Genomic DNA, 12,774 nt, shown 5'->3' on the forward strand with positions numbered 1-12,774 from the left:
ACGACTCTGCGCCGATGATAGTGCTGCAACCAGTGTGAAAGTAGGTTATCGTCAGGCTAGTTATTGAGAAAAGCCCGCCAAGTTAGCTCTTGGCGGGCTTTTTGTATTGTGCGCGGCGTTGTCAATGTTACTCTCTTTTTGTTTTGATAATTAATCTAAAAACAAGGAGAGGTATGAAGACATACGCACTGGGTTGGTTATTCGCATCCGTCGCAGTATCGGCCACAGCAGCCGATGTGGCAAAAGACAAGATCCGCACTGAAGTCACACGCACCAGTTACGGTGTTGTGCATGTCAAAGCAAATGATTTCCGCAGTCTCGGCTATGGCGTGGCGTATGCCTATGCCCAGGATAACGTCTGCATGCTGGCAGACACCTTCCTCACTGTACGGGGCGAACGCTCCCGCTACTTCGGTCCAGACGCTCACACGACGACACCAAAAAACGGCGAGTATGGTGTCGCCAATGGCTATATCGACCTGACCAATGAACAGAGCGACTTCTACTACAAAGGCTATGTCGACATCGACCAGCTGCGCGCCGCCTATGCCGCGGGCAAGAAGGAAGTACGTGATTTGCTGGCTGGTTATGCCGATGGCTACAACCGCTACCTGAGCGACAACCAGAAAAAACTGCCCAATGCATGCCGCAACGCTGCGTGGGTCAAACCCATCACGGCCGAAGACATGTACCGGCTGGTGGAAGAAAAATCCCTGCACGCGTCCGGCGATGTCTTTGCTGCCGGTATCGTCGGCGCCGCACGAGACCCTGGTGCGCCAGTCACTTTGGCCAAAGCGCTGCCGCCTGCCACGGAAAAAATCGCGACGGGTCTGCCCGCAGGCATTGGCAGCAATGGCCTGGCAGTGGGCCGTGACGCCAGCGCCAATGGCCGCGGCCTGTTGCTGGGGAACCCTCACTATCCTTGGAATAGCACGGAACGAATGTACCAGCTGCATTTGACGATGCCAGGCAAACTTGACGTGATGGGCGCATCGCTGGGCGGGTTGCCCGTCGTGGTGATTGGCTTTAACCAGGATGTCGCGTGGACCCATACCGTCACCAAGGCCGTGCACTTCACGACGTTCGCGCTTGCGCTGGACCCGTCCGATCCCACTGGCACCACGTATTACTACGATGGCGCACCGGTGAAAATGGCGTCGCGCACCGTCTCCATCGATGTACTGCAGGCCGATGGTACGCTGGCCACCAAACAAAAGACGTTTTATTCCACCGTACATGGCGCCATCTTTGTGAACCCTGCTGCCGGCGTGGGCTGGACCAGCCAGCAGGCATTCGCACTGCGTGATGCCAACCGCAATGGCGCCCGTATGCTGGAACAGTGGCTGTCGCTGGGCCAGGCAGACAGTGTCGACGCGGTGAAAACCAGCCTGTCCAGCGTCGGCGCCCTGCCGTGGGTGAACACTATCGCGGCGGACCGCAACGGCGCCACGCTGTATATGGACGCCAGCCGCGTGCCGCACGTGGGCGCTGATAAATTCGCGTCGGACTGTTTCGTCGTGCCGCAGTTGCTGGGGTTTGACGGTACCCGCAGCGCATGCGCATGGGGCCAGGATGAGGGCGCGTCTGGCAATGTGTTTGGCGCAGCCAATATGCCGACGCAGGAGCGCGACGACTATGTGGGCAACTCCAACGATGCGTACTGGCTGGCCAATGTCCGTGCACCGCTGACGGGCCCCGCGCCGTTTGGCTATTCGCCGCTGTATGGTTCGCCCGGCGTCGAACAAACACTGCGCACGCGCATCGGCTTCAAGCAAGTGGAGCAGGCGCTGGCCAGCGAGCGTCATTTGAACATGGGCGACCTGGAATCCCTGTTGTTCACCAACCGTGTCTACGCGGCGGAACTGGTATTGCCGGAATTGCTGGCAGCCTGCTTCGCATCCAATGACCGCGACTTGCTGCTGGCGTGCTCTATCTTGAAAATGTGGGACCGCAAGGCCGATATCGATAGCCGGGGCGCTGTCCTGTTCCGCGAATTCTGGAATGCCGCTGCCGCGGTACCGAACAAATGGAGTGTGCCTTTCAATCCGGCCGATCCGGTTAATACCCCGCGCGGCGTCGCTGCCGCTGCCACGCCTGCGCTGCTCGATGCGCTGCGCGCTGCAGTAGCCAAACTGAATGCGCAGAATGTGCCCCTGTACAGCCGCCTTGGCGATGTGCAGGCGGAGACCCGCAACGGCAAACGTTATCCGCTGCATGGCGGGCTGGGTGACGAAGATGGCGTCTATAACACGATGGTGATGCAGGGCGGCTTGACGCCGGCAGGCTACGGTAACGTCAACTGGGGCGCCAGCTATATCCAGGTGGTGGGTTTTGACCGCGATGGTCCGGTGGCGCGTGGCTTGCTCGTATATGGCCAGTCGGTTGATCCGAAGTCGCCATACTACGATGACCAGTTGCCGCTGTTCTCGCGCAAGAAGCTGGTCAAGCTGCCTTATTCTGAACGCGACATCCACAAAGACCCGGCCTATGCGCGGAAAGTGCTGATGGAGTAGTAACTATTCCTTTTCAGTAAGCATGGGGGGCATGCTATATTGCTAACTTTAACGGCAATCATTCAAGTTCCCCATGAAGAAAAAGACGCTGGGTAAAGCTCTTGCAGTGGTGGCTGTCGGCGTAGCTGCGCTGGTGGGTTATCGCACCGTGGGATGGGACTTGATGAGTCCCGTCAACAGCCTGAATCTCGACCTCACGAAGCCCGACGCACTGATTGTCACCCGCAGCCTGGCGTCACTGCCGCGCGATCTGCTGACCATTCCCCTGGCGCGTGACGTGCTGCGCGAAGACTTCCTGTTTTATTACGAGCAAAGCGAAGACCGCCTGGGTTTAAAAGGTACGCTGCGCCGTATCGCGTATGAACACGAACTGGGTTGGGGCGACCAGCTGATCCGCATGGTGCTGGACCAGCCTGCGGAAGTGGCGCTGTGGCGTGATGGCGATGGCTCGCTGAAGCACTTCGCCATTGCCGTGTCGCGCAGCCAGCTCACGCGCTTGCTGGAAGAAGCCGGCAAGGTAGCCCTCAAGGATACGCAACTGACCATTGCCGGAGGCATGCGCGTTGATGGCGACACCGTGCAAGTGTACGCGCTCAATTACGCGTATGGCCGCACGATGCTGATTGCCGCGCATGGCGAAAGGATGGTGATCCTGTCCCATCCCGGCATGCTCTATGGCGGCAAGGACGGCAAGCGTGCAGACAGCACGGCAGCCGATGTCATTTCGGGTTTGCTGACATCGTCGGCAACCAAACAGCGCCCGTTCCACGAACAATTCCACTTCGAGCCCAAACGGGTGGAAGGTCACAGCATTGCCGTCAAGGCAGACTTCCTGTCGTTCGGCTATCAGCCATTTTTCGGCGCGCTGCAGGCGCTGCGCTTTGACTTCAGCAAAGGTGCATGGCGTTCGCAAGTGCTGATCGATGGCGGCAAGCTGGCCAAGGGCGGCTATGACAATGCCGCGCTGTGGACTGCGCTGCCGCATAATCCGGGCGGCTGTTTTACCGTGCCCGCCGATTGGAAGGCCATGCAGCCGGTATTGAAAAGGGTCGGCAGCAAAGCCAGCGAATCCGTGCAGCCGTTGGCCGAACAATTGGCTGGCCCCGTGGCCGCGTGCTGGTATGGCAATTCGCGCCTGCATACACCGGTGTTCATTGCCAGCCGCACGGGGGAGGGCAAACCGGATGCCTTGCTGGGCAGCCTGTTTGATGTCGCTATTGGCGGCGGCGGACAAGTGGAAAAGACAGAGGCAAAAGGCGGTGCAGTGCGCTGGCAGCGTACCGTGTCCACCAAATTGGGCGACACGACGCCCACGCTGGCCGTGGCGGGCAACACGGTGGTATTTTCCGCTGATGCGCGCCTGGTTGACCAAGTCCTGGCGGTCAAACGCAAACAGGCGCCTGCTGCGGGGGACCGCATGCCGGACCCCGGCCGCACGGTGGGCTTGATTGCACCGGCGTCGCTGGCGCAGCTGATCCAGAAAGAAGCGTTTGCCACGCTGCCGGCCAATCAGGAACCTGTGCTGCGCACGGCAGCCGATGAACACCTGGCGCCGCGCCTGGAAGCGCTGAAAAAATATCCGCCTTACCGCATGGTATTGAAATCCCTGCCGGCCACGGGCGCCGCGTGGCAACCGCTGGAATGGCAAGCCGTCACGCAATGAAGCGGCGCATGGCATTGCGTGTGCTGGCTGCCGCCTGTACGGCGGCTGTAGCCCCGCGCGCCCATGCGCTGAAAGGCCCATTGCAGCAGCAAGTACGGCTGTCGCAGGAACAGTCGCGTGCTTTCCAGGGCTGGATGCTGCGCATTATTAACGCGCAGCTGGAACAGGGGCCGACGCCGCGCTGGCAGCACCGCGACTGTGCAGGGCTGGTGCGCTTTGCTGTTAATGAAGCGCTCAGCCCTCACGATGCGAAGTGGTTGCGCGCGAACGGCATCGCTACGGACCGCCGCTTGCCTCCCGAGCTGGATCTGACGGGCGAGCAGGCGGCATTGCGCAACCGCTGGGTGCAGACAGGTGGACAAGTAGGCCACTTTGTTACGGCGATAGCGCTGGTGCAGCACAACAGCAAATTCATTGCGCGTGAAGTGAGCCAGGCGCAGCCCGGCGACTTGCTGTTTTTTGACCAGGGCGATGAACAGCATTTGATGGTGTGGATGGGCGCCCGCATTGCGTACCACACCGGTACCGTTACAACCGACGACAACGGCTTGCGGGCCGTCGATATCAAACAATTGATGACATGGAAGGACACCCGGTGGCAACCAGTGGCCAGCAATCCCAATTTCGCCGGTATTTTCCGGCTGTCGTTTCTGTCCTGAAGCTGTGGCTTATTGCCTTGCTGGCGCTTGCGCCTGCAGGGACCGTCACGGCGCAAGACGCGAGCGGCTATACCCTGTTCAAGGGCGAACCGTTCTTCCTGTTGTCCGATGCGGGCTATGGCAGCAAGGACGAAGCCAAAGTGCGGCTGGAAGTGCCGGGCCGCGACATGGGACGCATGAATACGGAAGCGTATTCCGGCGTCGATATCGTCGTGTACCGCGTGCCGGAACCGCTGGAGTTCTTGAAAAAGCAGCGCAATCTGCACCGCATCCAGGTTGAAGGCAATTACCAGGGCGAAGGGCTGGCCAATACATTGAGCTTCCTGTGGGACAGCTGGTGGAAACAGGCGCGCCTTGCGTGGCGCAAAATATTTTCCGCCGAGGCGCGCCGCGCCGTCACGCAAGAACAGCCAAAGCTGGCCACCAATGGCGAAGCGCTGCGCCGGCCGACCGTATTTGCCAACCACCCGCAGTACAAGCCGCTCAAGGGTTATGAGATGGTGGACAGCTTCCGCTATCCGATCTGGCAAGCAAAGCAGATCGAGCCGCCGAAAGGTGTCAAGCTCGATGGTTCCAGCAGTGAGTTCATCCAGCAGGGCAGCGGCAACGTGATGATCCCGGTGGGCAAGCGCAAGCCGGGGCTGTACCTGGTGGAAGCCATTATTGGCGAACACCGCGCCACCACACTGGTTTTCGTGTCCGACACCATGGCGGTGACCAAGGTATCATCCGGCCAGATGCTGGTATGGACTGCGCGCCGCGACAATGGCGCCGCGGTTTCCGGCGCCAGCATTGCATGGACCGATGGCGCGGGTGTGCTGCAATCGGCCAAATCCGGCAGCGATGGCGTGGCCGTCATGGAACGGGGCAGCCCGGAACATACGTATGTGCTGGGCGAAGACCGCGATGGCGGCGTGTTCGTGTCCGAGAATTTTTACTATGACAGCGAAATCTATAACACGAAGATTTATGCTGTCACGGACCGTCCGCTGTACCGGCCGGGAGACGAAGTCAACGTGAAATTCCTGGGGCGTGAATTCAAGTCCGCCCGGGTATCGCAAGCGGCAATGGCTGCGCCGATCGCGCTGACTGTGTATGACCCGAATGGCACGCCGCTGCTGACGCAGGCGCTGCAATTGTCTGGCGACACCGGGACGGAAACCCGCTTCCGCCTGCCCGAACAGGCAACGGCAGGCGGCTATGAATTGCGCTTCACGTACCGCGACGGTATTTATGGCGCCGCATTCCGCGTGGCCGAATACGTGAAGCCGCACTTTGAAATCAATATCTCGCCGGCCAAGCCGGAATTCAAAACCGGTGAAGCCGTGAGCGGAACAATCGCGCTGCGCTACCCGGATGGCAAGCCGGTGAAAAACGCGGCGTTGTCGCTGACAGTGAGAGGCCAGCAAAACACGATGGTGGAAGGCGAACTGCGTTATGGCGGCCTGTTCCCCGTTGAGCTGAAAACAGAAGAATTGAAAACCGATGGCAGCGGCAATGCCGCATTTTCGCTGCCACCTGCCGCCGATCCATCGCGCTATATCCTGACCGTGCTGGCGACCGATGGCGCCGCATACCGCGTCAAAGCCACGCGCGAATTGATGATCGAACGATCCGCCACCAGTTATCAGTTGAAGGCGGTGCGCCAGTTTTCCGATCCGGGCCAGGCCGTGCATTTTGACTTGATCCCGGACGGGCAGGCGGCCGTGCGCCCGGTGCGCTGGGAAATGGTGCAGTTGGAAAAGCAGACGAAAACCAACGGCGCGTTCGATCCGAACGCCAAAGGCTGGGATGTGACATTCCCTGCCTCCGGTTCTTACCAGCTGTCGCTGCGTGACGAAAAAGGTAATTTGCTGGCAGCCACCAGCCACTGGGTCAGCGGCGACGGCGTGAAGACGTCACCGGGCAGTATCGAGATTGTGCTGGACCGGGCGCAATACCGCCCCGGTGAAACAGCGGAAGCGCTGATTACATTCTCGGACCCCGTCGATCAGGCGCTGCTGACTTTGGAGCGCGACAAGGTCGAACAATATGGCTTGCTCAATGGCGGAGCAAGCTGGTACAAGGCCGTCAAGGTGGCGCCAGCGCAGTGGCGTGTGCGCATCCCCGTGAAAGAAGAGCATGGCCCGAACATTACCTTCTCCGTCGCCCACACACGCAATGGCGAATTCGTGTTTGAAAACGCAGGCTTGCTGGTGATCGAGCCCCGCATCGCCCTGCAATTCAAGACGGATAAAGAGGTGTACCAGCCTGGCGAAAAAGTCACGCTGGATGTGACGGCCACCCTGGAAGGCAAGCCGCTGTCCACACTGGTGGCGCTGGGCGTTGTCGATGAAATGATTTATGTGCTGCAGCCGGAAATCGCCCCGGATATCGCAGACTTCTTCTACCACCCCCGCCGCAACAATGTGCGCACGACAGCCAGCCTGTCGTTCATCAGCTACGACATGGCGCAAGGCCGCACCAGTGGCGCACCCGCGCGCCACAATTACAACGAACGGGGCGTCAAAGTGCTGGAGCGGCCGCGCCGCGACAATATCGATACGGCCCTGTGGGCGCCATCGCTGAAAACAGATGCAGATGGCCGTGCCCGCGTGACGTTCACCATGCCGGATGCGCTGACGCGCTGGCGCATTACCGGCCGCGCCATGGATATGCAAGGCCGCGTGGGGCAGCGCACCGGCTACCTGCGTTCGGATAAAAACTTCTATGCGAAGTGGACGGCGCCGGACTGGCTGCGCGTGGGGGATGCACCTCGTGCATCCTTCGCCGTGTTCAACCAGACGGACAAGGAACAAAAGCTGGAAGTCACGCTGTCGGGCGGCGCCCAGCCGAAAACTGAAAAGCTGTCCGCAAAGCCGGGTGTCAATTACGTGGAATTCCCGCTGGCAGCCGGTAGTGGCGCGATGCGGCTGGAAGTGAAGCAGGACGGCAAACTGGTGGATGCGCTGGACACGAATTTGCAGGCATTGCCTGCCGCGTGGAGCAGCCCTCGTTCGATGGTGGTGCCGCTGGGCGGCGACACTGCGCTGAAGCTGCCGGCCGATGCGCGCAATATCCGCGTGTCGTTTGCGCAGGGCGCCGCCAGCCACTTTGCCCGCATTGCCGATGACTTGATTGAGTTCCCGTATGGCTGCGTGGAACAGACGGCCAGCCGTTTGATTCCGCTGACAATGGCAATCCAGAGCCTGGGGCCGGATGCGGCAAGTGTGCGTGACCGGCTGACTGCAACGCTGCAGTCGCAGCGTTTGCGCCTCGTGTCGATGGCGGGACCGAAAGCAGTCTTTGGCTGGTGGGGCAACGCGACGCAGGGCAATGCGCTGATGACGGCGTATGCATATTACGCGGATTGGTATGCAGCACGTGCGCTGCGTATCGATATGCCGGCCGAGCATTGGAATAACTTGCTGACCGTGTACACGGAACATGGCTTGAAAGACGGCCTGGCCGAGCGTGCATTGGTGCTGTGGATGGCGCGCGATATGGGCTTGCCGACAAAAACACTGGCTTCCGGGCTGGTGGACGATATCGCGGCCATGACCCTGACCGAGAAAGCCGGCCAGCAAGGCCCATCTTCCAGCCTGTTGCTGGGAACAAGCGATGACCGCAACAGCCAGGCGATGGCGCTGGGATTGGCTTCCGTCGTAGCTTCGCAAAATGGCGTGCCATTGCCACCTGCACTGCAACAGCAGGTGGCAGGTGCATGGAAAGCATTGCGCGCATCGCCTGCACCGGCTGCGCAAGCGCTGCTGATGCTGGCGGGCGAATTGCCGGTTTCGGCGGCGGACAGCGTGCTGTCATCCGTGCGTGCCGACATGCCGACACTGGACCGGGCGATGACTTTGCTGTGGGTGCAGAAAAAACTGGGCGGCGGCGCCTTTGGCAAGCCGCCGGTGCTGGCGCTGGAAGGCCCTTGGCAGAAAATCGATAGCCGTGGCGGCCAGCCGGCATGGCGCTGGACCGACGCGAAAGCCGTGCCGGACCAGTTGCGCATCGCAGCTGCCACGCCTGCGCCGGCAGGCACGGTGGCTGTCGTTCAATACGACAGCCGCGCGGCGGAAACGCCATCGCTGCCGGTCACCATTGAACGCCGCATCGTACGCATGAAGCGGGGCGACAAAGGTTATACGACGGAACTGGTGAAACCGGGCGAAGCGCTGCGCACGGACGAACTGTATATGGATGAAATCACGCTGAAACCGGCGGCAGGCGGCAAACACCGTTATGGTTTATTGGAAGTCGCGCTGCCACCCGGCGCCATGGTGGAAGCCAGCACGTGGGGTATCACGATGGCGGGCGATCCTCCCACGCCGCTGGAACGTACCCGCCACGCTGAGCGGCGCGATGGCTATGCCGTGCCGATCGATCCGCTGGAAGGCAATGTCACCGTGCGCCATTTGCTGCGCTTTGCACAAAAGGGCAGCTACGTATTGCCGCCGGCCCGTTTCCACCGCATGTATCAGCCGGAACAAAAGGCTTTTGAAGGCGATGGTAAAACCAATCGCACGGTGAAGGTCGAGTGATGAACAAGTTGCAGGCTGCGCTGCTGGGAACCGTCGTGGCCTGTGCCGCGGCGGCGCCTTGCGCTGCCGCCAGCCTGAATGTCGCGTGGTGGAAGGGCGATCGTACCGTTGTCACGCAGTTGCGCAATGGCGGCCCCGCGCCGGCGCCATTCAATGGCAGCCGCATGGTGCCGCTGGGTAGCTTGTGGAAGTTGTTTGTTTATCTGTATGCGGCAGAGACAAAGACGCCGCTGCCGGATTACCGGTGCACCGGACGCGATCCCGACGAAGTGTATTGTTGCGATGCCGGCCAGTCGGTGAACCGCGATGCGGCGCTGGTCCAGTCATGCGGCTTGTTTTTTGCTCCGGCCCGGCTGGCGCTGGCCATCGCACCGTGGCAGACATATTGGACGCGGCGGCTGGGCGCCGCCCCTGGCGGTGATACGGCATGGCTGGCCGCGCCGTCGCAACTGTCGCCGGAACGCATGGTGCGGCTCGACAGCCTGTTGCGAGTGCTGGCTGCCATTCCACCGGCAAGCCGCGCGGAAGCGGAACATGCGCTGTTGCGTGTGGTGCTCGATGGGCGCGGCGCTGATTCGGTGCGCTGGTTCGGCAGCCGTTTGCGCGTCAAGACATTTTCGTGGCATGAAGGGAAAGAGCGTCTGGGCGGCGCTGCGGGCTGGCTGGCCGATGGCACGCCGGTCTGGTTTGCCGGGCAGGGTACCAGCAGCAGTGTGTTCCGCGCATGGGCGCCGCAGCTGGCTGCAGCACTGCCGCCAGCGGAGCCGGACGACAGCGGCTGCGTGGTGGTGGATTACTTTGCGCGTTATCCGCTGCGCGCCGTGCAAGGGGATGGCGGCGCCGCAGCGCCGGGGCCGCTGCATGGCCGCTACCGTGTGACGTTTGAAAATGGCCAGGCACTGGCGTTACGCAGTACTGGCGAGATGGTGCTGGAACAGCAGGCGGACGGGCGTTTGAAATTACGGGGCCGCTTCGGGACCAATGAATATGTCGCGCGCGTGATTGACCGGGAAGCCAGCGCGGAGCCTGCCGAGGCTGCGCGGGCGCTGGCCGTTTCCGCCCGCAGCTATTTGCAGCAAAACGCGCGGCAAGTGGCCGGGTGCCAGCAAATCACCGATAGCAGCGCCACGCAGAGGGTCAGTCCTAATCCTGCCAGTGCGGCAGCGCTGGCGGCCGCGCGCTGGACTGACCAGCTGGTCGTCGATGGCACACCGGTCCGCTATCACCGCGATACGCCATCAGCCGATACGCTGGCATGGACGCGCGCCGTGGCCTTGGCGCGGCAAGGCCGATACTTTGATGAAGTGCTGGCGGACGCGTATCCGCATGGCGTGCTGGCTGCCGCCGGCACTGGTGGCGTGCGCTGCACACGGCTGGCGCAAAATGAAGCGTGGCTGGAACGCGAGCTGCCCCGCTGGCAGCGCGTGCTGCGGCAAGAAGCGGGTTATGAAGCGCCGGCGAATTTGCCGGCCGTGTGCGCACTGGCATCGGGCGCGCCATATTCCGAACAGTCGCGCAACCGCATTTTCATGCGGCCGCTGGCAACGCGGGAAGACCGCATTACGCTGGCCCATGAATACCTGCATTTAGGCTTGCGCCACCATCCGCGCGGGCAAGATGAAGATTATGTGGAGCGGCTGGCGCGCCGGCTCACGGACTTAAAACTGGAGGCGCTATGAAGCAGACGCTTGTTTTTATGCTGGCGCTGGCCAGCGTTCCTGCATTCGCGCAGGATGGCAATGCGCTGACGGCGCCCGGCGGCGGCTGGAACCGCGCGGGTCTCGTCGACAAGTCGGGCGAGCTGGCTGTCAATTATCCGTATAACTTGATTGACCGGGGGGCGCAGCGGGGACGCCGCATGATTGAAGGGAGCCTGGGCAAGGTCGGGAAAAAAAGGCCATTCCACACGCTGGTGGCGAATGGCAATCCGACGCCGCTGTACACGGATGATGATGGCCGCTACGCACGCGCATATTCCTTTGGCTCCGGTTCGAACAGCGTGGAAGTGCGTTCGCCGGATGGCAAGTCGCTGAAGCGCGTGCAATTCTATGAAGCGGACCGCACACGTCCGCAACCGGTGATCCGCATTATTGCCGCATGGGATGACAACCAGGCGGAAGTGGATTTACACGTGGTGACACCGGATGGCCAGCATGCATTCTTTGGACACCCGGCGCTGACCAATGGCGGCGGGCTGGATGCGGATACGGTCGATGGTCCGGGACCGGAAAATTTCACGATGACGTCGCCGCAGCATGGCTTGTACCAGGTGTGGATCAATTACTGGGGTAATTTTGGCGGCGATGGCTATCACTTTGATGAATCAACGCGGCAAAAGCCCATTATCACGTCGCGCATTACGCTGGTCTTCAATGAAAACACGGCAAAGGAGCGGCGCGAAAGTTTTGTCGTGCCGCTGCGCCGCATAGGTGAACTCACGCTGGTCAAGATGTTCAAATTTTAAAGTCCATGAAACGATATTGCTTAGGTTTGCTGGCGCTCGCACCATGTGCGGTGGCGCAGGTGACGCTGGATGCGCCGCTTGGCGGCTGGCGCAATTCCGCTGGTGCGCGTGAAGAGTACACGCAGGAAGTGCATTACCCGGCCAGTTCCGTTTCGATGCAGCAGGGGCAGGCGGCCACCGCGCAAATCCGTGGCCGCATTAACGGCGCGGTGAAGGGCAAACCTGCCACCCTGGTCGTCAACGGCGTGCCGATGCCGCTGGAAGTGCAGCCGGATGGCAGCTTTGGCCGGCCATATGGTTTTGGCAGCGGTTCGAATAATGTGGAAGTGCGGACGCCGGATGGCAAAGGCCGCGCCCGCGCGCAATTCGTCGATGGTTACCAAGGCAAGACGCAGGCGCGGTTGCGCGTCGTGCTGTCGTGGGATAGTCCGGGAACGGACCTGGATTTGCACGTGATTGCGCCGGATGGAGAGCACGCATGGTATGGCAACCGCGTCATGAAAAACGGTGGCGCCATTGACGTCGATGTCACGACGGGATTTGGCCCTGAAATCTTTTCCAGTTCATCGCCGCCACGCGGTTTGTACCATGTGTACGTCAATTACTATGGCAGCGGCGCTGATACCGGTGTGCTGACCATTGCTCAGGTAGCAGTCATCACCAACGAAAATACGCCGCGCGAAAAGCGGCAAGTGTTCCAGGTACCGATGCGCGCGGCTGGCGAGCTGACCTTGGTGAAATCATTCGTTTATCCCTAGCTTGCGGTTTACGGGGCGCTTTGCTATAGTTCGGTCCCCGCAGCGCTGCGACGGTTTTTAAAACGAAACAGCGAAGCAAAACGAGGGGTTGACGGATATCAGGAAACACTAGATAATCTCGCTTCTCTGCTGCTGACGAACACAACGCTTCGTCGATATCGAAAGATCAGCACTTCTTTAAAAACATACAGTCG

7 protein-coding genes are annotated in these 12,774 nt (G+C 60.9%); all 7 read left to right on the forward strand.

Annotated elements, in window-relative coordinates; all coding sequences use genetic code 11:
• The first annotated feature begins 173 nt into the window (after positions 1-173).
• The 7 genes from GM668_RS29775 (at position 174) to GM668_RS29805 (ending at position 12,580) form a co-directional block, all read left to right on the forward strand.
• Positions 174-2,513, forward strand: a complete 2,340-nt coding sequence (locus GM668_RS29775) for a penicillin acylase family protein (RefSeq protein WP_155442604.1) — start codon at positions 174-176, stop codon at positions 2,511-2,513.
• Positions 2,514-2,586: 73 nt separating this feature from the next.
• Positions 2,587-4,176: a DUF2138 family protein gene (locus tag GM668_RS29780; RefSeq protein WP_155442605.1), complete on the forward strand. Its 1,590-nt coding sequence runs from the start codon at positions 2,587-2,589 to the stop codon at positions 4,174-4,176.
• Positions 4,177-4,184: 8 nt separating this feature from the next.
• On the forward strand, positions 4,185-4,835 hold the full coding sequence (locus tag GM668_RS29785) for a DUF1175 domain-containing protein (protein WP_229500116.1): 651 nt from the start codon (positions 4,185-4,187) through the stop codon (positions 4,833-4,835).
• Between the two features lie 17 nt (positions 4,836-4,852).
• A complete protein-coding gene (locus tag GM668_RS29790) occupies positions 4,853-9,358 on the forward strand; it encodes an alpha-2-macroglobulin family protein (RefSeq protein WP_229500119.1) in 4,506 nt (1,501 codons plus the stop codon).
• Positions 9,358-11,037, forward strand: a complete 1,680-nt coding sequence (locus tag GM668_RS29795) for a DUF2300 domain-containing protein (RefSeq protein ID WP_155442608.1) — start codon at positions 9,358-9,360, stop codon at positions 11,035-11,037. Before GM668_RS29790 ends, GM668_RS29795 begins: the two co-directional genes overlap by 1 nt.
• Complete coding sequence (locus GM668_RS29800) at positions 11,034-11,822, forward strand: YfaP family protein (protein ID WP_155442609.1); 789 nt, start codon at positions 11,034-11,036, stop codon at positions 11,820-11,822. Before GM668_RS29795 ends, GM668_RS29800 begins: the two co-directional genes overlap by 4 nt.
• A gap of 5 nt (positions 11,823-11,827) precedes the next feature.
• Positions 11,828-12,580 (forward strand): YfaP family protein, encoded by a 753-nt coding sequence (locus GM668_RS29805; RefSeq protein WP_155442610.1) that lies wholly within the window; start codon positions 11,828-11,830, stop codon positions 12,578-12,580.
• Positions 12,581-12,774: the final 194 nt, after the last annotated feature.

The sequence above is a fragment of the Pseudoduganella ginsengisoli genome, from assembly GCF_009720865.1.
In the GTDB taxonomy this organism is placed as follows: domain Bacteria; phylum Pseudomonadota; class Gammaproteobacteria; order Burkholderiales; family Burkholderiaceae_D; genus Rugamonas; species Rugamonas ginsengisoli.